This window comes from Sphingomonas sp. Leaf21, from assembly GCF_916858675.1.
GTDB lineage: Bacteria > Pseudomonadota > Alphaproteobacteria > Sphingomonadales > Sphingomonadaceae > Sphingomonas.
Genome location: NZ_CAKASM010000008.1, coordinates 48,002 through 67,782, shown reverse-complemented (window position 1 = coordinate 67,782; position 19,781 = coordinate 48,002). Strand labels below are relative to the sequence as shown.

The 19,781-nt window shown below is 64.5% G+C and carries 21 protein-coding genes and 1 tRNA gene; 13 read left to right on the top strand and 9 right to left on the bottom strand.

Annotated elements, in window-relative coordinates; genetic code table 11:
* Nucleotides 1–502 precede the first annotated feature (502 nt).
* The 4 genes from LRP66_RS09035 to LRP66_RS09020 all read left to right on the top strand — a co-directional run bounded on the left by LRP66_RS09035 (nucleotide 503) and on the right by LRP66_RS09020 (nucleotide 2,687).
* Nucleotides 503–766 (top strand): hypothetical protein, encoded by a 264-nt coding sequence (locus LRP66_RS09035; protein ID WP_230482169.1) that lies wholly within the window; start codon nucleotides 503–505, stop codon nucleotides 764–766.
* Nucleotides 767–793: 27 nt separating this feature from the next.
* The gene (locus tag LRP66_RS09030) at nucleotides 794–1,306 is read left to right on the top strand and encodes a hypothetical protein (protein ID WP_230482168.1); all 513 of its coding nucleotides are present in this window, start codon (nucleotides 794–796) and stop codon (nucleotides 1,304–1,306) included.
* 101 nt (nucleotides 1,307–1,407) lie between these two features.
* On the top strand, nucleotides 1,408–1,863 hold the full coding sequence (locus tag LRP66_RS09025; protein ID WP_230482167.1) for a hypothetical protein: 456 nt from the start codon (nucleotides 1,408–1,410) through the stop codon (nucleotides 1,861–1,863).
* Nucleotides 1,860–2,687 carry a hypothetical protein gene (locus LRP66_RS09020; RefSeq protein ID WP_230482166.1) on the top strand — a complete coding sequence of 276 codons (828 nt, stop codon included), beginning with the start codon at nucleotides 1,860–1,862 and terminating at the stop codon, nucleotides 2,685–2,687. The genes LRP66_RS09025 and LRP66_RS09020 overlap by 4 nt, the downstream gene beginning before the upstream one ends.
* Nucleotides 2,688–3,185: 498 nt before the next feature.
* On the opposite strand, the gene LRP66_RS09015 is transcribed toward LRP66_RS09020, so the two are convergent.
* Entirely contained in the window at nucleotides 3,186–4,736 is a 1,551-nt protein-coding gene (locus LRP66_RS09015; RefSeq protein WP_329959258.1) for a DUF6538 domain-containing protein, read from the bottom strand.
* 90 nt (nucleotides 4,737–4,826) lie between these two features.
* Nucleotides 4,827–4,902: transfer RNA gene (locus tag LRP66_RS09010), tRNA-Ala, on the bottom strand.
* A gap of 249 nt (nucleotides 4,903–5,151) precedes the next feature.
* On the opposite strand from LRP66_RS09010, the gene LRP66_RS09005 reads away from it, so the two are divergent.
* Nucleotides 5,152–6,435: a DUF2171 domain-containing protein gene (locus LRP66_RS09005; protein WP_230482164.1), complete on the top strand. Its 1,284-nt coding sequence runs from the start codon at nucleotides 5,152–5,154 to the stop codon at nucleotides 6,433–6,435.
* A gap of 97 nt (nucleotides 6,436–6,532) precedes the next feature.
* On the top strand, nucleotides 6,533–7,522 hold the full coding sequence (locus LRP66_RS09000; protein WP_230482163.1) for an NADP-dependent oxidoreductase: 990 nt from the start codon (nucleotides 6,533–6,535) through the stop codon (nucleotides 7,520–7,522).
* Between the two features lie 407 nt (nucleotides 7,523–7,929).
* On the opposite strand, the gene ypfJ is transcribed toward LRP66_RS09000, so the two are convergent.
* Entirely contained in the window at nucleotides 7,930–8,847 is a 918-nt protein-coding gene (ypfJ, locus tag LRP66_RS08995; RefSeq protein ID WP_230482162.1) for a KPN_02809 family neutral zinc metallopeptidase, read from the bottom strand.
* Between the two features lie 128 nt (nucleotides 8,848–8,975).
* Here ypfJ and LRP66_RS08990 point away from each other — a divergent pair, with 128 nt between their 5' ends.
* Complete coding sequence (locus LRP66_RS08990; RefSeq protein ID WP_230482161.1) at nucleotides 8,976–9,761, top strand: 3-hydroxybutyrate dehydrogenase; 786 nt, start codon at nucleotides 8,976–8,978, stop codon at nucleotides 9,759–9,761.
* Nucleotides 9,758–10,372, top strand: a complete 615-nt coding sequence (locus LRP66_RS08985; protein WP_230482160.1) for a DUF4893 domain-containing protein — start codon at nucleotides 9,758–9,760, stop codon at nucleotides 10,370–10,372. Before LRP66_RS08990 ends, LRP66_RS08985 begins: the two co-directional genes overlap by 4 nt.
* On the opposite strand, the gene LRP66_RS08980 is transcribed toward LRP66_RS08985, so the two are convergent.
* The 5 genes from LRP66_RS08980 to LRP66_RS08960 form a co-directional block, all read right to left on the bottom strand.
* Entirely contained in the window at nucleotides 10,324–10,983 is a 660-nt protein-coding gene (locus LRP66_RS08980; RefSeq protein ID WP_230482159.1) for a hypothetical protein, read from the bottom strand. The genes LRP66_RS08985 and LRP66_RS08980 overlap by 49 nt on opposite strands.
* A 7-nt stretch (nucleotides 10,984–10,990) precedes the next feature.
* Nucleotides 10,991–11,950 (bottom strand): cation diffusion facilitator family transporter, encoded by a 960-nt coding sequence (locus tag LRP66_RS08975; protein WP_230482158.1) that lies wholly within the window; start codon nucleotides 11,948–11,950, stop codon nucleotides 10,991–10,993.
* A gap of 298 nt (nucleotides 11,951–12,248) precedes the next feature.
* Nucleotides 12,249–12,659, bottom strand: coding sequence for a response regulator (locus LRP66_RS08970; protein ID WP_230482157.1), 411 nt, complete (start codon nucleotides 12,657–12,659; stop codon nucleotides 12,249–12,251).
* A gap of 70 nt (nucleotides 12,660–12,729) precedes the next feature.
* Complete coding sequence (locus tag LRP66_RS08965; RefSeq protein WP_230482156.1) at nucleotides 12,730–13,686, bottom strand: aldo/keto reductase; 957 nt, start codon at nucleotides 13,684–13,686, stop codon at nucleotides 12,730–12,732.
* Nucleotides 13,687–13,692: 6 nt separating this feature from the next.
* Nucleotides 13,693–13,890: a hypothetical protein gene (locus LRP66_RS08960; RefSeq protein WP_230482155.1), complete on the bottom strand. Its 198-nt coding sequence runs from the start codon at nucleotides 13,888–13,890 to the stop codon at nucleotides 13,693–13,695.
* Nucleotides 13,891–14,012: 122 nt separating this feature from the next.
* Between LRP66_RS08960 and LRP66_RS08955 the strand changes: the two genes are divergently transcribed.
* On the top strand, nucleotides 14,013–14,465 hold the full coding sequence (locus LRP66_RS08955) for a DUF4126 family protein (protein ID WP_230482154.1): 453 nt from the start codon (nucleotides 14,013–14,015) through the stop codon (nucleotides 14,463–14,465).
* 259 nt (nucleotides 14,466–14,724) lie between these two features.
* Here the strand turns inward: LRP66_RS08955 and LRP66_RS08950 are convergent, their stop codons facing one another.
* Nucleotides 14,725–15,903 (bottom strand): Gfo/Idh/MocA family protein, encoded by a 1,179-nt coding sequence (locus LRP66_RS08950; RefSeq protein ID WP_443026673.1) that lies wholly within the window; start codon nucleotides 15,901–15,903, stop codon nucleotides 14,725–14,727.
* Nucleotides 15,904–16,023: 120 nt separating this feature from the next.
* Between LRP66_RS08950 and LRP66_RS08945 the strand changes: the two genes are divergently transcribed.
* The 4 genes from LRP66_RS08945 to LRP66_RS08930 all read left to right on the top strand — a co-directional run bounded on the left by LRP66_RS08945 (nucleotide 16,024) and on the right by LRP66_RS08930 (nucleotide 19,772).
* Nucleotides 16,024–16,410 (top strand): c-type cytochrome, encoded by a 387-nt coding sequence (locus tag LRP66_RS08945; protein ID WP_230482152.1) that lies wholly within the window; start codon nucleotides 16,024–16,026, stop codon nucleotides 16,408–16,410.
* A 20-nt stretch (nucleotides 16,411–16,430) separates the two neighbouring features.
* On the top strand, nucleotides 16,431–17,471 hold the full coding sequence (locus LRP66_RS08940; RefSeq protein WP_230482233.1) for a sugar phosphate isomerase/epimerase family protein: 1,041 nt from the start codon (nucleotides 16,431–16,433) through the stop codon (nucleotides 17,469–17,471).
* A gap of 73 nt (nucleotides 17,472–17,544) precedes the next feature.
* Nucleotides 17,545–18,849 (top strand): MFS transporter, encoded by a 1,305-nt coding sequence (locus tag LRP66_RS08935; RefSeq protein ID WP_230482151.1) that lies wholly within the window; start codon nucleotides 17,545–17,547, stop codon nucleotides 18,847–18,849.
* Nucleotides 18,846–19,772 carry a hydroxypyruvate isomerase family protein gene (locus tag LRP66_RS08930; protein ID WP_230482150.1) on the top strand — a complete coding sequence of 309 codons (927 nt, stop codon included), beginning with the start codon at nucleotides 18,846–18,848 and terminating at the stop codon, nucleotides 19,770–19,772. The genes LRP66_RS08935 and LRP66_RS08930 overlap by 4 nt, the downstream gene beginning before the upstream one ends.
* Nucleotides 19,773–19,781 lie beyond the last annotated feature (9 nt).

The following is a 19,781-nucleotide window of genomic DNA, read 5'->3' as shown; positions in this document are numbered from 1 at the left end:
CAAGATCATTCATTCTTCTGATTGCTCAGTGATCCGATACCGAGGCACCCCTAGTCTTTGTATCGTGATGGCTTAGACATATCTGGGTTCTGGTCATGGCTTCCAAATAGCCTATGCCGAGGCGGCTGCGGCCCCGCCCCCTAGCGGGGACGTGGACGACTGCCTGATCGCTGAGCAATCTGAGGAATGATCCGTTACAGTTTTCAGATAGGCCCAGTAGGGTTCTAAGGGGTTTTCTGTTGCCTTAGAGCCGTCTGTTGCTATTGGGCCTATCTGAGAGTTGTAATCAATTCTCATTATACGCATTGCTCATCTAAACCAATGATGCCCATCGGCCCTGAGCAATTGCCAGCCTGCTAGCTATAGCATTGCCCTCGTTGGTAGCTAGCAGGCGCACCCCTTCTATAGCTGCAATTTATCTGATCCCGTTTGCTTACGTGCAAGCGGGCCGTCTGTCTGTAACATTTGTCAATATTACTCCACCCATATCAAAGGATAACCTATGAACCCGGTGCCTATTAATCTCGACCGTCTCGATGATCCCCGCGTTGCTGCTCATATCGACAAGGTAGATAGCCGTGTCCGTGGCGGCTTCCGACTTTGCTTGGATATCCTAGGTATCCCGCTCCCCGAATATGCAAAGACTAAGCCCGCTGGCCGTCCGTCTATTGCTAAGCTGATGGCCGCTGCTGATGCAGATAGCGGGACCATTTATACCTATCGCAATGAAAAGCTGAGGCTCGGGGCATCCGCTCCGCAAATCTAATTCATTCAATTCACATAAGGAAAAGCCATGACCAACAAAGATACCCTTGCTGCTATCGCCATTGAGATTGAAACGCTCAGTGCCGAATTGCTCAAGGTGAACAACTATATCGATATCCTTGGCAAGCCTGCCATCGATAAGGCCAATGAGATCGACAAAGCATTGAAGGATGCCAAGGATCGCTTTGCTGCTGCCCTTGCTGATGAACAGGTAGAGGCCCGTACTCAACGGCTTGCCCGCTTCTCTGATATCCGCGTTGAGGTAAAGCCCGGTGACAATCTCCTTCGTAGCTCGTTCACGATCAAGTATATGAAAGATACTTGGGACATGGCTGCAAAGGCTAGTCTGCCTAAGCAGCATGAATGCGATGGCTTCTCCGCTCTTGACGATGATGCTTACGAATATCTGCTAACTGAGAAGCCCAATGCTATTCCTGCCAGCATCATGGCCCTTGCACCCGGTAAGCCTGCCGAGGCTATGAATACCTACTTGCGAGCTAAGCAGCGGGGGTATGTTGGCAACGGGTTTGCCCCGTTCTAATGCCTGATCCGCAAGACTGGGGAACGGGAGGCGCACCTAAGCCCTCCCGCCCAGACTACGTACCCAAGGTCGCGCTTATCCCGCAGAACCTAGATGATCTGATGAAGTTGGCGGCTCCCTATGCCGATGCCGTTAAAGCCCATGTAGAATACACCGCTGTCTCTACATGGCTGATGAAGGCCGATGCCCCCTTGGCCGCTGCATTCATCCCCGTTGAAGCCGGTAACTTGTCCGTGCTGCTGACAAGGCAGGCGCTAGAGCATGAAGCCAACTGGCCTAAGCTGGCAGGCAATCCCGTGCCGCCTGCACTCTACGACCTCCCTGATGATGCTCAACAGATAGCCCGCCGTATGGCCGGTGACATTCACGCTCTCTGGGAAGCTGCTGGCCGTCCGTACCTCCGGGCCAAGGATTGCAAGTTTGCCCTCCAATACCTCGCCGCAGCGATCCGTAAGGGGATCATCCCACCTATCGCCGCGATAGCCGATGCTGACCCGATCCCCGCTGCCAAACCGGCAAAGCCCCACATTCTCGATATGTTCAAGGAAACCACATGACCGCACTAACTCCCCGTCAGGCCATCAAGGTCAAGGCGGCTCTTTCGCTGATCGCCGTACATGGTCACAATCCTCGCACCGTACAGCAAGCCGCTACGGCTGAATTGGCTAAGGGCTATCCTGCCAATATCGCCTACAAGAATGCTATTGATGGCTTCATTGCCCGTGTCCCTGCTATGGGTAATACGCTGCATCTTGCCGTTGATCTTATTCACAATAGCGATGATGCGACCGTTGCGCTGTATGATAAAGCGCTTACCGAGTACAATAACACCGGTGATGACAGTTGCCTTGATGGCCTTGCTCCCATGATCCTTGAGGATGCCAAGGCGCTGGCTATCAGCAAAGGTGAAGTGACGGAGGCTGATGCAGCCAATTGGACCATTGAGGATGCGCTAGGCAGCACGGCAGAAGCCTTTGCCGATACCCCCGATGTTCCCGACGCAACTACGCTGGCACCGGGTCAGACGGCCAATAGCTCGTTCGGCTTCACTGGCGCTCCCGCCTCACAGGCTCCCGCTACGCCCGCTCAGGCCCCGGCAAGCGGCCCGCAGTGGGTACAGGGGCCAACCGGCTATACCCTCGTCAATCAGGCTCCCACCGGCCCCCAGGTGGGGCAGAGCATGACCGGCTATGATCCCTACAGGGGCGGGCAGGACGTGACCGGCATCCGGGTAGGATTGACCGGGGACGCGGCCCGTCGATCCAATGGCACCCCGGTAGGCGACATTGGCTACATGGCGAGTGGCACAGGATACCGTGTGACCCCGACCGGGGAAGCTGCCCGCCGTGAGGCTGGCGTACCGCTCGGGCCGAATGCCTGAAATCCTGCCTAGGAGACTCACACAGAGCTTCTAGGCTATCCCGGCCTACAGATACCCGACCGCTTCCAAATCGCTCCACACGGGCGGCTCTGGGGCAAAATCGGGTATCTGTATGTTTGGGTTTGCTGTCGAGGCGACGGAACAGGCGGCGAGGTTGACCCTCGACCGTGAAATGCTGGACGTACCCCGGTCTTATCCGGTCCCCGTCACGGCCTAGAGCATTGCTCCTCACCGCTTTCCTCAGCCTATCGCTAGGCTGGCAAGCCGTCCGACTATCCCTTACCGATTAAGTCGGCGCTCTTAGATCAACCCGAAGGCGTCACCGTCACCCGAAGGCGCATAAGACAGGATAGCCGTTGGCTATTACACCGTTCGGTCATTCTCTGGTCATCGCCGCTCTAGCCGTAGCCGTCGCATTGGTAGCTGATCGCATGATCTACTAAACGGCATGGCTGTCTGGACCGCTCTCTAATCGGCCCGTTCCATGCAATCCGCCCCCTACTTGATCGGGCTGGAAATAGCAAGCCCCGGCACCCGATAGGATGCCATTGCCTCTGCTAAGCTGTGAAGATCATAGCCGCTGCCATAATCATCCGCTACGTCTTTACCAGCGTGTCCCATGATTTGACGTTGGATACCCTCAGGCATTCTAGCCCGACGGCTGTAGTCCTTGAAGGTATGACGGAATGAATGGAAGACCTTACGCTTGTCAGTGACACCGCAAACCGTTCGCATATAGGGTCCAAACCATTCGCCCCACTTGGCTGTCAGGCGACCATAGACGTTCGGTACTAGGTCCGGGAACACTCTACCCTTTTGATCCTTTAGCGTCTCAACATAAGCAATGAAGCCCAGCCGCTCTATCTCAGGATGCAATGGCACTAGCCTTTCGCTGGCAGCATTCTTGATCCGGTTGGCCTGCCCCTGATCGTCTGTCGCCTCCGTGATATGCAGGAACCATCCGGCAAGCATCTTGCCATCCTGATCGGGATACTCCCGTCGCTGCACGTCCGATACGCGAAGCTGGCCAATTTCCTCTAGCCGCGCCCCGGTGAACAGTCCCAGCAGCGGGAGCCAATAAGCCGCCTCTCCCTTGCCGCTTCTAGGTCGATCCCCGTTGGCATAGACCGGGCTGGCGAAGATGGCTTGTAGCTCGTCCAATGCGAAGGGAAGCCGCTTGCCCTTGCCGCTGTCGGCAACCTTGACGCTAATCCCCGCTGCTACGTTAGATGAGGTCAAATCGTTCTGGTACGCCCAGCTTATTAAGGTCCGCAGCCGGGATAGCTTGGCGTTCGTATTCGTCGGAGATTGCCCCTCAGCAAGTAGCTTGTCCTTGAAGGCTAGCACGTCCTGCCGGGTAATCCGCTCGACCGGCTTGCGCTCAGTCCGGGCATAGAACCATTCGGCTACGGCTCGATGCGTATCCTTGCCCTTGGGGACGACACCGCGCTCTGTGGCCCAGCGATCTAGGATATCCTTGTCGAGATACAGGCCGGACACGGTAGCGGGCTTGCATTCAACGGCTTGGATTTGACCTCCCGATGCGCGGTCATTCTTTCCATAGCGGGCTTGCAAGCTAGCGACCAATGCCCCGGCATTCTCCCGCTCATGCTCTACGGCCAGCTTCCCGGCCCTGACAATATCGGACACAGGAGCATCCGGCTCGATCCCAGCCGCAACGGCATCCATGATCGGGCCTAGCCGCTCAATTTCCATGTCAGAGGCGAACAGGGCATCGGCCAGATGGTCGGATTGCTCTTGCTCAGCTTCCCACCGGCTCCGTTCCCGCTCCAATGCAGCAGCAGATTTAGGGTGCGATGGCTTGGCAACTGGCTTTGCAGCCGTATCACGATCCCGCTCAGCTTGCCTCAGCAGGGCATGAGCCGTTTTTGTCATATCGGGAATGAGAGCCTTAGCCGCTTCCCGGTCCTTTAGGCCCAAGGATCGCTTAATCTCCCGCTTGCCAGCCATGAAGGGGCGCAAGTCCGCAGGGATACCCATACGGAAATAATAGACCCCGTTCGGGGCGCGGTGGAGGTATGAACACATAGGCTTCCGTCCTCGTACCTTTGTACTAGACGCTTGTAAAAAGCCTTGGATTTCTGCCATTCTCTAGGCTTTTCAATGCCTAGTGCGGGGTGGTGGAGCTGAGGGGAATCGAACCCCTGACCTCTGCAGTGCGATTGCAGCGCTCTCCCATCTGAGCTACAGCCCCGCCCCATATCCCGACCGTGGTCGGGAGCGACGCCATTAGCCGCTGATCCGGGGCGACGCAACACCGCAAAGCCCGCCGCCGTCAAAATTTTTTGCGTCGCTTTCGGCCTTTCCTGTCGGGCATTCCGTCGTGCGCGGCATCCCGGCAACGGAACCTGTCTTGCTCTGCCTCATTGAAACCGTCGGAAGGTACGGCCCGCCAGTCGAGCGGCGTCGGCCCCCGCAGGACCGATTTTCAGGAGGTTTTAGGATGGCTTACGATCGCTATTCGCGCGATGCCAACCGTGGCAATCGCGACTTCGACTATGGCCGGGATTACGGCTCGGGGCGGGACTATACCTATTCCAGTGCGCGCGATTACGAAGCCGCTGGTGCGTATGACGACGATCGTGACGACAACCGGAACGATGGCCGTCGCGGCTATGGCGCACGCGATTACGGCAACCAGGGCTATGGCCGTTACGGCCACGACCAGAATGACTCCTATCGTGGTTCGCGCCAGGATTTCGGCAGCCGCTCCTACGAGGGCCGTTATGGCGAGGGCCGCTCGGGCGAATATGGCGCCTATGCCCGCGACAGCTATCGCGGTGGCCAGCGCGAGCAGGGCCGCGACGGTTATCGTCCGTCGGGTTATAGCGATACGTCGCGCGGCTATGGCGATTCCTCGCGCGGCTATGGCTATACCGGCGACCGCTACGGCCGTGACGACCGCCAGGGCCGCGGCGAACATGGCCGCCAGCAGTCGGGCCGCGATTATGGTCGCCAGCCGCAGGGCTATGACTATGAGGATCGCGGCTTCTTCGCGCGCGCCGGGGATGAGGTCCGTTCGTGGTTTGGCGACGAGGAGGCAGAGCGCCGTCGCGAGGCCGATGCGCGTTTCGACGAGCGCTACTACGCCGCACAGGACCATGACTATAACAATTGGCGTACCGGCCAGATCGCGGCGCTCGACCGCGATTATGACGAGTATCGCAGCGAGAACCGCACCAAGTTCGAGAACGAGTTCAGCAGCTGGCGCACCGAGCGTCAGGGCCAGCGCGGCCTGCTGTCCAAGGTGACCGAGCATCAGGAAGTGCTGGGTTCGGACGGCGCGCATGTCGGCACTGTCGACAAGGTGCGCGGTGACCGTATCCTGTTGACCAAGAACGACAAGGACGCGGGCGGTCAGCACCACTCGATCCCGTCGCGCTGGCTGAAGTCGGTCGAGGACAAGATCACGCTCACCAAGACCGCCGAAGAGGCCAAGAGCCACTGGCGTGACGAAGAAAATGCGCGCGCCATGTTCGGCGATCGCACCAGCGAGACCGGCTCGAACCGCTATGGCCAGTCCAACCCCTATGGCCAGAGCAGCAGCTACGGCCAGTCAAACAGCTATGGCCAGTCGAACAGCTATGGCCAGAGCGGGCAGGGCACGACCGGATCGACGACCGGTTCGACCTCGACGACTGGCGGCACGACCGGCACGACCACGGGCTCGACCGGCACCACCGGGACGACCACGGGTAGCAGCACCGACACCAGCCGGAGCTACTGAGAAAGAAAAACGTCACTGACTGGTGACTTTTCTTGGAGGGCTTGGGTGGACTTCACCCGGGCCCTCTCCCATGTCCGGCGCAGACGATGAAAAGGATATGATCATGAAGGCTTGGACACTCGCGGCACGGCCGAAGGGGATGCCGCAGCCGCAGGATTTCGCGCTGATCGATCAGCCGCTCCCCGATCTGGCCGAGGGCCAGGTGCGGGTGAGGAACCGCTGGTTGTCGGTCGACCCCTATATGCGCGGCCGCATGAACGATGTGAAAAGCTATGTGCCGCCGTTCCAGCTCGGCGAACCGATGCAGGGCGGCGCGATCGGCGAGGTTGTCGAAAGCCGGGCGGACGGCATCGCGGTCGGCACGCTGGTCAGCCACATGGCGGGCTGGCGCGACGAGGCGGTGGTGCCCGCATCGCAGGTCCAGCCGCTCCCCGATCTGTCGGTCGATCCGCAGGCATTTCTCGGCCAGTTCGGCATGCCGGGCATGACCGCCTATTATGGCCTGCTCAAGGTGGCCGAGGCGAAGCCGGGCGATACCGTGTTCGTCTCGGCGGCGGCGGGTGCGGTCGGCTCGACGGTGGTCCAGATCGCCAAGGCCAAGGGCATGACGGTCATCGGCTCGGCCGGTGGCGCCGACAAGGGCGATTGGGTGCGCTCGCTGGGGGCGGACAAGGTCATCGACTATAAGGCGGGCAAGCCGGTCGTCGATGCGCTGGGCGAGGCGGCGCCGGACGGGATCGACGTCTATTTCGACAATGTCGGCGGCGACCATCTCGACGCGGCGCTGGCACATGCCAGGCAGAATGCGCGCTTCGCGATCTGCGGAATGATCGACGTCTACAACGACTCCAAGCCGACCAGCCTGAAATACCTCGCCCGCCTGATCGGCAATCGCGTTCGGATCCAGGGATTCATCGTGTCCGACTTCCGCGACCAGGGTGAATTCTACCGCGACATGGCGGACATGCTGGGCGAAGGGAAGCTGCAACGGGAAGAGACGGTGTTCGAAGGACTGGACCGGACACCCGAAGCGTTCCTTGCGCTGTTCTCCGGGGGGAACAAGGGCAAGATGCTGGTCAAGCTATAACCGACTGGCCACCGGATACGTCCCTTACGTAGGTGGGAGGGGCGTGCGACGGACGTCGTCCTGCGTGGCGGGCCCTCCCCCCGGCCCCCTCCCGCCTGCGGGAGGGGGAGCGCGTGTGGCGGGCGGCAATCCCCAGAAACTCCCCTCCCGCAGGCGGGAGGGGCTGGGGGAGGGACGTGCCACGGGCGTCGTCCTGCGTGGCTTGCCCTCCCCCCGGCCCCCTCCCGCTTGCGGGAGGGGGAGCGCGTTTGGCGGGCGGCAATCCCCAGAAACTCCCCTCCCGCAGGCGGGAGGGGTTGGGGGAGGGGGGTGCCGCGAGCGTCCTCCTGCGTGACGGGCCCTCCCGCCCCCCCTTCCCACCTCCGGGAAGAGGATCGCGTTTGGCAACCAGCAGCCCGCTATCCCGATCAGATCGCGCCCGAGAAGGTATCGCACTGGGCGGGGTCCCCGGTTTCGATCCCGCGGCGGAGCCAGCGCATCCGCTCTTCCGAGGTGCCGTGGGTGAAGCTGTCGGGTACGACGCGGCCCGTCGCCTCGCGCTGGAGCGTATCGTCGCCGATCGCGCGGGCGGCGGTCATCCCTTCCTCGACATCGCCGGGTTCGAGGCGGTCGCGGTTCTTGGCGGCCCAGACACCCGCATAGCAGTCCGCCTGCAATTCCAGCCGGACCGACAGCGCATTGCCCTGCGCCTCGCCCGCCGCCTGCTGGGCCTGGCGGACCTTGTCCGACGTGCCGAGCAGGGTCTGGATGTGATGGCCGAATTCATGCGCGACGACATAGTAGCGCGCGAAATCGCCCTTCGCGCCGAAGCGGTTGGCGAGTTCGTCGAAGAACTTCGTGTCGAGATAGATCTTGCGGTCCGACGGACAATAGAAGGGGCCAACGGCCGATTGGGCCACGCCGCAACCGGAATTGACGCTGTTCGCATCGGGCTTGAAGAAGCGCAATCCCGGCGGGCTGAACCGTTCGCCGCTTTGCGCGAAGATTTTCTCCCACGTGTTGTCGGCATTGCTGAACGCGCGGCAGGTTTCGCGCCGTTCGGGCGTGGCCTCGCAGACCTGGCGCACGCTTTCGCCTCCGCTCGTATCGGCGGAGCGGGTGACGGGCGCATTGCTGCCGCTCCCGCCGCCGGTCAGCAGGCCGAGCGGGTTGAGCCCCAGAACCGCCAGGATGATGAGGACGACGACGATGCCGCCGCAACCGAACCGGCTGCCGATGAGCGGGAGCAGGCCGAACAGCAAGCCGCCCCCGCCGCCACCGCCGAACCCACCGCCGCTTTGCGCCTCGCCGACATCGATATTGTTGTCATAATCGTCGAGCCGCATCGCCCGTCACCCCTTTGTCGTCTCGCCCGCCTGCCGGGTCTTCCACGCGAATGAACCCGCAAAGCCGTCCGGCGGTTGCACGGGGGCGAGTCTGGCCGCATGGTGCCGCCGGACCAAGGGAGGATTGCATGTTCCTGAAGGGCAAGACGGCGGTGATTTCGGGCTCCACGTCGGGGATCGGGCTGGCCTATGCCAAGGCGCTGGCGGCGGAGGGCGCGAGCGTCGTTTTGAACGGCTTTGGCGATACGGACGCGATCGAGGCGGAGCGTGCCGCGCTGGCGCGGACCAGCGGCGCGACCGCGCTCTACGACCCCGCCGACATGACCCGCCCGGAGCAGATCGCGGCGATGATCGACCGTGCGGCGGCGGAAACCGGATCGGTCGACATCGTCATCAACAATGCCGGTATCCAGCATGTCGCCCCGATCACCGAATTCCCGGTCGAGAAGTGGGACGCGATCATCGCGATCAACCTGTCGTCCGCCTGGCACATGATGCGCGCGGCGATCCCGCACATGCGGGCGAAAGGCTGGGGCCGGATCATCACCACCGCCTCCGCGCACAGCCAGGTCGCCAGCCCCAACAAATCGGCGTATGTCGCGGCCAAGCACGGTGTCGTCGGCATCACCAAGACGGTGGCGCTGGAGGTGGCGACCGACGGCATCACCGCCAATTGCATCTCGCCCGGCTATGTCTGGACGCCGCTGGTCGAGAACCAGATACCCGACACGATGAAGGCGCGCGGACTGACCCGCGAACAGGTGGTCGACGACGTGCTGTTGAAGGCGCAGCCGACCAAGCAGTTCGTCACGATCGAGGAGGTCGCGGCGCTGGCGGTGTTCCTGTGCCGCGAGGAGGCGCGCTCGATCACGGGCGCCAACCTGTCGGTCGACGGCGGTTGGACCGCGCAGTGAGGCGCGCGGTCGCGCTACTGACGCTGATGGCGACGACGGGCGTGGTCGGCACCGCCGTCGCGCAGCGCGTCGAACAGGCATCGGACTGGCGACTGGCGGCGACAGCCGACGATCGGGTTCGTCTGCGAAGCTGGCGCAGCGCCTGGGTCAAGGGGATCGCGCAGGCGCGGCAGGGCGGCTTTGCCAGCGACGTGGCGGCGCTCGGCGCGCTTGCCGATCCGGATCATTCGATCGCCGAGCCCGGGCTTCCCGACGGCGAATATCGCTGCCGCACGATCAAGCTGGGGACGCAGGGGCGCGCGGTGTTGACCTATGTCGCCTATCCCTTTTTCCGGTGCCGCGTGTCGGATAGCGGCGCCAGCCTGACCAAGCTCGACGGGTCGCAGCGGCTGACCGGGCGGATCTTCGCGGACACCGATGCGCGCAGCATCTTCCTGGGCACGATGATCCTGGGGGACGAGGAAAGCTCCTACCCCTATGGCCGCGACCGGGCGCGCAACATGGCGGGCGTTGTGGAGCGGATCGACGCCAAGCGCTGGCGGATCGCCTTCCCCTTTCCGGCTTATGAGTCGGTCGTCGACATTCTCGAGCTGCTCCCCGCAGGAGGCTGAACGACCGTTGGCGAGGCGACCGTTGACGGGGCGGCTGTGGGCGCGCTCGGCAGTGGGGGGAGCGAGGCGAGATAGGCCTTGCCGGGCTGGTCGATGATCGTGACCCGGTCGGCATTGGCCTGCGCCACCGCTTTCAGAAAGGATCGCGGCTTCTTCATCAGTTCGGGGTGATCGAGCCCGACCAGCCCCAGCCGCCGTGCCGCCTCCTGGACGAAATGCACGCAGTTGCGCTGGTTAAGGTTGTAACGGGCATCGCCCGTCTTTTCGTCCCACGCCGCGACCAGCGCCAGGATCTCGCCATATTGCGCGTCGGTCATCACATAGGAAAACTGCGCGTCGCTGGTCGAGATGTAGAAGGGCTTGGAAATGTCCAGCCGACCCTTGACCGTCCCCATCAACAGCGCGGGCGAAATCGACTTGGCGGTGAAGCCGTAATTGGCATCGACCGGCGCGCCGGTGGCGTCGACGGTGCCGCGCAGACTGAAGAAGCTGTGGGGGAAGCTGTTGCCCAGCTCGTGGCTCCAGAAGGTGATCGTGACCGCCGCCTGGGCCGGCAGCGCGCAACCGAGCCAGAGGAACAGGGTGATGGCGAGTCGCGTCAGCTTCGTCATGCCGCGTTCATACCGCGTCGGGCGCCGTGGACAGAGCGGCATTTTCGTGTTTCTCGGGCCGGATGTAGATCGACGACAGGCTCGGTACGGCCTGGCGCAGATCGTCCTCCAGTTCCTCGATCATCGTCTCCGCCGCGCCCATGGGCAAGTCGTCGACGAAATCGGCGCTGATCGCCGCGAAGACGCTGTCGGGGGCGGTGTGGATGGTGCGGACGTGATTGACCCGCGTGATCCACGGCCGCGCGGCGACGATGGTGCGGATCGTCTCCACCACCACCGGATCGGCGCGCTCGCCGATCAGCAGGCCCTTGGCCTCACGCGCCAGCAATATCGCGACGAGCCCCAGCACCATCCCGATCAGGATCGATGCGACGCCATCGATCCGGGGATCGCCCAGCGCATGAGACAACCAGACGCCAAGCCCGGCGATGACCAGCCCGGCCAGCGCGGCGGAATCCTCGAACAGCACGATGAAGCCTGCGGGATCCTTCGATTCATGGATCGCCTGCCACCAGCCATTGTCGCCCTTGGCCTGCGCGAATTCGCGGACCGCGATCGTCCAGGATGCGCCCTCCAGCGCGAAGGCGATGGCGAGGACGATATAGTTGACCGTCGGATCGCGCAGCGGCTCGGGCGTCTGGATATGGAGCCACCCCTCGTAGATCGAGATCCCGGCACCGAGCGCGAAGATCAGGATCGCGACGACGAACGCCCAGAAATAGAGTTCGCGGCCATAGCCGAACGGGTGGATCGTGTCCGGCGGCCGCTTGGCGCGCTTCTGTCCGTAGAGCAGAAGGATCTGGTTGCCGCTGTCTACCACCGAGTGGACGCCCTCGGTCAGCATCGAGGACGAGCCGGTGATCCCCGCCGCCACGAACTTGGCCACGGCGATCCCCAGATTGGCGGCCAGCGCGCCGTACAGGACGAGGTTCTCGCGGATACGCGCGGTCAGGCCGGTTTCGGGCATGGGCGGTTAAGCGTCCAACCAGGCCGGTTGTTCCGTTCGTGAAATCAATCGGATACTGGTTGTCGGAACGACGGGGTATCGAATCGCTCGATGACGTTACGACCAACACCATCCGGCCCGAGCGAGCCTTCGGCTCGCGCGCTCTTCGAGCGCTTCACCCCTCACCCAGCTCCGACTAGGCCTTTGCTTCGCAAAGACCAAGTCTGCGCAACCTCTCCCCTCCACGAGGGGCGAGGGAAGGACAGGCATCGTTGAATGTCGATTCGCCCTGGAGGAGGGACGACAGGCCCGGTCGGGCCTAGAGGCAGATCGTCCCCGGCGCTTCGGCCCCGGTCCGCGCGCCGCTCGCGAGTTCCTCGCTCAGAAGGCGGATGATGTCGTGACCGGTATAGGGTTTCGACACGAAGCGGACGCCCTCGGGCAGGTCGTCGGGGACATAGCTTTGCTCGCCAGACGTCACGAGCACGGCGACATGCGGATGCGAACGGTGGATGCTGGTCGCGAGTGCCGCGCCGTCGAGCGATCCCGGCATCGCCACGTCCGTGAACACCGCCCGTATTTCCGGATGCCGGGCCAAAGCGACCAGGGCATCGTCGGCACTGGCGGCCTGGATCACGACATAGCCCGCATCCTCCAACGCGAACTGGACGTGAAGAAGGAGCAGCGGCTGGTCTTCGACGATCAGAATGGTGGCGGGAACGCGCATCATAAGTAGGATATAAATCCCGGTTGCGGCACGCGTTCCGGTATTGACATAATTTAATTACGACGCCCCGGCGTCAGGCGCCGCTCTCGTCCAGCCGTGCCACCTGATCCTTGCTCAGCGCCAGCGTCATGGCGGGCATGAGTTCGGCGATCTGCCGGGCACTGGTCGCGCTGGCGATCGGTGCGGTGACGCCGGGCTGTGCCATCAGCCAGGCGAGCGCGACCTGTGCCTGAGTGGCGCCCGTCTCCTCCGCGATCTGGTCCAGCGCGGCGAGCACGTCGGCGCCCCGGCCATGCAGCAACTCGCCCATCCGGCCGCCGCGCACGCTCTGCGACAGGTCGGCATCGCTGCGGTATTTGCCGGTGAGGAACCCGGCGGCGAGCCCGTAATAGGGGACGACGCCGATATTCTCGGTGACGCAATAGTCCTGCAACTCGCCCTCGAACTTGTGGCGGCTGACCAGGTTATATTCGGGTTGCAGGACGTGGAAACGCGGCAGCCCCGCCTCGCGCGCGGCGTCGTTGGCGGACTTCAGCCGCGCGGCATGGAAGTTGGAGGCGCCGATGACGCGGACCTTTCCCGCCTCGACCAGCCGGGCGAACGCCTCGATCACCGCCTCCTGCGGCTGATCCTCGTCATCCTGATGCGCGAAATACAGGTCGATGCGATCGGTGCCCAGCCGCCGCAGCGAATCCTCCGCCGCAGCGGCGATGCGAGCGGGGGCGAGCTTCTCGCCGCCTTCGCCCGGCAACATCCCGACCTTGGTCGCGATCAGCACCCGGTCGCGCTTGCCGCTGGCCTTCAGCCATTCGCCGATCATCGTTTCGGATTCGCCGCCCCGATGCCCGTCGACCCAGGCGGAATAGACATCGGCGGTATCGATCATCGTGCCGCCCTGATCGACAAAGGCATCGAGCACCGCGAAGCTCGCCGCGCGGTCGGCGGTCCAGCCGAACACGTTGCCGCCCAGCACCAGCGGCGCGATCATCAGGTCGGTCGAGCCCAGGCGGCGGTGCGGCATGTCGGTCATGGGGTGTCAACTCTCGTTTGCGATAGGATCGGCTCCCCCAACGTCCGAGGGGGCCATCGCGTTCAGATCGACGGCATTGGCATCCAGCATCGCGGCGGCTTCGTTGAGCTGGCGGTTTTCTTCAGCGCTCAGGCCCCCCGGCTGATCGCTGGAGGAACAGGCGGCGAGCGACAGGAGCGCGGCGGTCATGGCGATGCGGGTCATGCCGCCATCATGACGCACTGTCCGCAAATGACAAAGCGGTTCGGCGACCGGACTGGCGGAACCCATCGGCGCACCGCACGCGTTGTCGCGGCTTGCTTTCCCGTATCCGAAGAGGTGGTGTCATGCTCGCATCGTTCAAAATGGGTCTGGTCGGCGGCCAGCGCGCGCTGACGCCGCTCGCCGCCGTATCGATCGCCGCGGCGCGGGGGGAATTGCCGCTGGGCAAGGGCGTGCTTCGCTGGCTCGGCAACCCGATCGTCGCGGCGGGGGCGCTGGCGCTGGCGATCGGCGAGATGGCGGGCGACAAGCAGAAGACCGCACCCGACCGGATCGTACCCATCGGCCTGGCGGCGCGCTTCACCACCTCGGCCATCGCGGGCGCGGCATTGGCGAGTCCCAAGCGTCGCTGGCTGGGTGCGGCGATCGGCGGCGTGACGGCGGTGATCGCCTCCTATCCGGGCTGGAAAGGCCGCATGGCTGCGCTCGGCCGTTATGGCCAGACCGGGACCGGCTTCGCCGAAGACGCCGCCGTGCTTGCCGGAGCGGTCGGGATCGTCCGGGGGCGGAAGGGGTAGGAAAAAAAGCCCCTCGCCCCTCGCAGAGGGGAGAGGGTTGCGCAGACTTGGTCTTTGCGGGAGCAAAGGCCTTAGTCGGAGCTGGGTGAGGGGTGGACGCTCGCGAAAGCGAGCGTGCGAGCCTCCGGCTCGCTCGACCCCTCACCCAAGCTGCGCTAGCCAGCAAGCTGGCAAGCTCCGCTAACCCTCTCCCCTTTCCAGGGGCGAGGGATGATGAAGCGGGCTTCGTCGTGCTCAGCGCGTGCGCAAAGCGTCTATCCTAGTCGCCGCCCGAAACCTCCGGCATCGCCGTCCACTTTTCCTCCGACCCGGCGCTCGCCAGCACCGCCTCGACAAAGGCCATGGTGCGCAGCCCCGGCTCCAGTCCCGGAAACCAGCTCGCCTCGCCAAGTGCGCCGCCACCCGCCGGTCCGCCGTCGCGCAAGGTTGCCGCGACCGCGCGGTAGAGGTTGCCGAACGCCTCGATATAGCCCTCCGGATGTCCGGCCGGGGTGCGCAGGCGGGGCAGGGTGGTTGGGCCGAGGCCCGGCCCGCCCGCCCGCACGATCTCGGCGGGGCGGTCGAGCCAGCGGAGGGTCAGCGTGTTGGGCTCCATCTGTGACCATTCCAGGCCGCCCTTCTCGCCATGGATGCGAATACGCAGGCCATTCTCCTCGCCCGCCGCCACCTGCGTCGCGCGCAACGTGCCGCGCGCACCTTCGGCGAAGCGGAGCAGCACGTTTACGTCGTCGTCGAGCATCCGCCCCGTAACGTGCGTGGTCACATCCGCCGACAATGCTTCGACCTTCAGGCCCGCGACATGCTCGGCGAGTTGGAAGGCGTGGGTGCCGATATCGCCGAGCGCGCCGCCCAGGCCCGCCCGCGCCGGATCGGTACGCCACTCCGCCTGCTTGTTGCCCTCTCGGTCGAGCGGACTGCTGAGCCAGCCCTGGACATATTCGACATGGACCAGCCGGATCGCGCCGAAATCGCCCCGCGCCACGCGCGCGCGCGCCTCCTCGACCATCGGATAGCCGCTATAGGTGAAGGCGAGCGCATAGAGCCGTCCCGATCGACGCGCGGCCTCGGCAATGGCCTGCGCCTCGGCGAGGTTCATCGCCATCGGCTTTTCGCTGAACACCGGAAAACCCGCGTCGAGCGCGGCGATCGCCATCGGCGCGTGGAGATGGTTGGGGGTGACGATCGCCACCGCGTCGATCCGCTCTCCCTCGGGCCGCGCACGCTCGTCGGCCAGGAGGTCCGCGATCGAGCCGTGCACCCGGTCCGGCGCCAGGCCCAGCATTTCGCCACTCCGCCGATTGCGCTCGGCATCGCTGCTGAAAGTGCCGGCGACCAGGTCCCAATCGCCGTCAAGCGCCGCCGCCATCCGGTGTACGCCACCGATGAAGGCGTCTTCGCCACCGCCCGCCATCGCCAGTTTCAGCCTGCGTCCCGTCATCATCCTCTCCTTCCGCCTGCCGCTCAAATGGCGGCATTCCGTGCTTGCGTGCCACCGGTTTACCGTTAAACTCGACGTCGAACCAGCGAGTCTGGGAAAGAAAATGACAGGAGAGAGAAAATGAGGCAGCTGATCTGGCTGGCCGCATTGCCGGGTGCCATGGCCCTGGTCTTGGTTGCGCAGTCGCCTTCGACGGCGCAGTCGGCCCCCGCCGGGGCGCAGGCCTTCGCCGCCTGCCGCGCCTGTCACACGCTGAACAAGGGTGGCCGTAACGGCGTCGGTCCGAACCTCAACGGCGTATTCGGTCGCCCGGCCGGATCGGTGCCGGGGTTCAACTATTCGGCGGCGATGAAGGCCTCCGGGCTGAAGTGGGACGACAAGACGCTGAACGAATTCATCGCCGCGCCGATGAAGAAGGTGCCGGGCACGCGCATGCCGATCGGCGTCGCCGACCCCGCCAAGCGCGCCGCGCTGATCGCCTATCTCAAGGCCGAGACCGCCAAGTGACCGGCGCGGCTGTGCCAGCGATGCGCGGACCGGGCGTCTTTCTGGCGCAGTTCATGAGCGACGCCACGCCGTTCGACACGCTCGACTCGGCGGCGCGCTGGATGGCCGAGGCGGGTTATGAGGGCGTGCAGATCCCGACATGGGATGCGCGCTGCATCGACCTGAAGCTGGCGGCCGAAAGCCAGAATTATTGCGACGACCTGGCGGGGCGCTGTGCCGATGCCGGGGTCGCGATCACCGAACTGTCGACGCATTTACAGGGGCAGCTCGTCGCGGTCCACCCGGCCTATGACGCCGCGTTCGACGGCTTCGCGCCGGACGCGGTACGGGGCAAGCCCGCCGAGCGGCAGGCCTGGGCCGTCGAGCAGTTGCGCTATGCCGCCAGGGCCAGCCGACGACTGGGGCTGAGCGCCCATGCGACCTTTTCGGGCGCGCTGCTCTGGCCCTTCGTCTATCCCTGGCCGCAGCGGCCCGCCGGACTGGTCGCGGAAGGCTTCGCCGAACTCGGCAAGCGCTGGCGCCCCATCCTCGATGCGTTCGAGGAGGAGGGCATCGACCTGTGCTACGAACTCCATCCGGGCGAGGACCTGCACGACGGTACGACGTTCGAGCGGTTCCTGGACGCGGTCGGCGGCCATGCCCGCGCCAACATCCTGTACGACCCCAGCCATTTCGTGTTGCAGGCGATGGAATATCTCCAGTTCATCGACATCTACCACGACCGCATCCGCATGTTCCACGTCAAGGATGCCGAGTTCAACCCGACCGGGCGGGCGGGCGTCTATGGCAGCTATAGCGACTGGGTCGACCGGCCGGGACGTTTCCGCTCGCTGGGCGACGGGCAGGTCGACTTTGGCGGCATTTTCTCGAAGCTCACCCAATATGGCTATGCCGGTTGGGCGGTACTCGAATGGGAATGCTGCCTGAAACATCCGGAGGACGGCGCGCGCGAGGGCGCACCCTTCATCGCGGCGCACATGATCCGGCGCGCCGAGCGGGCGTTCGACGACTTCGCCGGTGGCGGCGATCCCGCCGCGAACCGGCGCTGGCTGGGAATTTAACGATTGCAGAGGCTTGACCATCCGCCCCGGAAGGTAAAGTCTGACAAAAAAGTCATAATGGCGGGAGAGGGGCATGGAAGCGATTCCGGATAATCGGTCGCGGCTATTCTGGCTGAGCGTGCTGGCCTTGTTCACGGCCGCCGCCAGCGCGGCGTTGCGTGCGGCGGTGGCGAGCAGCCTGAAGGCGCAGTGGATCGATCCGATCGCGCCGGTGCAGGCGGGCGAGCTGATCGGTTCGGCGCTGGGCTCGGCGTTTCTGGGCTTTGCCGCGACGCTGTTCGTGGCGAGCGCTCTGCTTGACCGGATCGGCGCGCGACAGATGCTGATCGGCTGCGGCCTGTGCTTCCTCGTCGGCACCGGCGCGATCATCGGGGCTGGGCAGGTCGCCAGCGGCATGGGCGTCTATCATATCGTCTGGGGCGGGATGCTGCTCAGCGGTATCGGCTGGGGCCTTGCCGAAGCGTCGATCAACCCGCTGACCGCGCGGCTCTATCCGGAGGAGACGACGCACCGGCTGAACGTCCTTCACGCCTGGTATCCCGGCGGGTTGATCGTCGGCGGGCTGGCGGGTGTGCTGCTCGCCGAGTTGCTGTCGTGGCAGGCGATCATGGCGCTGGTCCTGATCCCGGCGCTGGGCGTGCTGGTGATGGCGGCGACCACCAAATTCCCGCCGGTGCCGCGCGAAGTCCGCGATGTCGGCTTTGGCGGGATGATCGCGGAGGTGTTCAAGCGCCCGAGCTTCTTCGTCTGGTTCGGCGCGATGTTCCTGACCGCCGCGTCCGAGCTGGCGCCGGGCCAGTGGCTGGACGTTGCGCTCAGCAGCCGGGTGGGGATGCGCGGCATCCTGCTGCTCGTCTATGTCAGCGCGCTGATGTTCGTGTTCCGCCACTTTGCCGGGCGGATCGCCGGGCGGCTGTCCAATCCGGGGCTGCTCTGGGTGTCGAGCCTGATGGCGGGCATCGGCCTGTTCCTGCTGTCGCGCGCTCAGTCGCCGGTGGCGGCGATCCTCGCCTCGACCGTCTGGGGGCTGGGCGTCTGCGCGATGTGGCCGACGATGCTCGCCTCGGTGGCGGAGCGCTATCCGCGCGGCGGGGCCTGGGCGCTGGGGCTGGTCGGCTCGGCGGGGGCGCTGGCGAGCTTCTTCGTCCTGCCGCAGCTTGGCGCGATGTTCGACGCGGCCAAGGTCGAACTCGCCGGCGGTCCCGAGGCGTTCAAGCGACTGACCGGCCAGGCGCTTCGCCAGATCGAGGATGCGGCGGCGTCGCAATCCTTCGCCCGCCTTGCGCTGGTTCCGGTGATCCTGCTGTTCGTCTTCGGCGGCATCTGGCTCGCCGAGCGGCGGCGTCCGCGCGGGCGGGTCGCCGGGACGGTGGCATGAGCGTGACGCGTCGCACGGTGATGGGCGGCCTCGCCGCCGCCGTGCCCGGCGCGGCGCTGGCGGGGCAGCGGCGGACGGGCGCCAAAGGCTCCAACGCCGCACGCTTCACCCTGGGCTTCGCGCCACATCTTGGCAGCTTCGCGAGCCGGGGCGACAGCTCGGTCGAGCAGATCGCCTTTGCCGCTGACCAGGGCTTCCGGGCATGGGAAGACAATGAATATGCCCTGCGCCCCATCGCCGAGCAGGAGGCGATCGCCAGGGCGCTTCGCCAGCGGAACATGACGATGGGCGTCTTCGTCGCGTCGATGCCCAAATGGTCGGAGTCGCGCCCGCTTCTCGGCGGTGACGACGATGCCGAGCGACAGGCGTTCCTTGCCGATGTGACGAAGGCGGTCGAGCTCGCCAGGCGCGTCGACGCCAGGCGGATGACGGTCGTCACCGGCTTCATGGACAAAAAGCTGCATCCCGCGATCCAGCAGGGGCGGATCATCGATGTGATGCGCCGCGCGGGCGATATCGTCGCGCCGCACGGAATGGCGCTGGTGATGGAGCCGCTCAACACGCGGACCAACCATCCGGGCGTCTTCATGCAGTCGATCGCGGAGGGCTATGCGGTGGCGCGCGGGGCGAACAGTCCGGGCGTCAAGGTGCTCGCCGACCTCTATCACGAGCAGATCCAGTCGGGGAATCTGATCCCGACGCTGACGCTGTGCTGGGACGAGATCGGCTATATCCAGTTCGGCGACAATCCGGGCCGCAACGAGCCGGGTAGCGGCGAGATCAACTACGCCAATGTCTGCCGCTTTCTGAAAGAGCGCGGCTATGCGGGCGTGATCGGCATGGAACATGGCAATTCGGTCAAGGGCCGGGCGGGCGAGGACAGGCTGATCGCCGCCTATCGCGCGATCGATCCGACAGCATGAGGAGGGGAG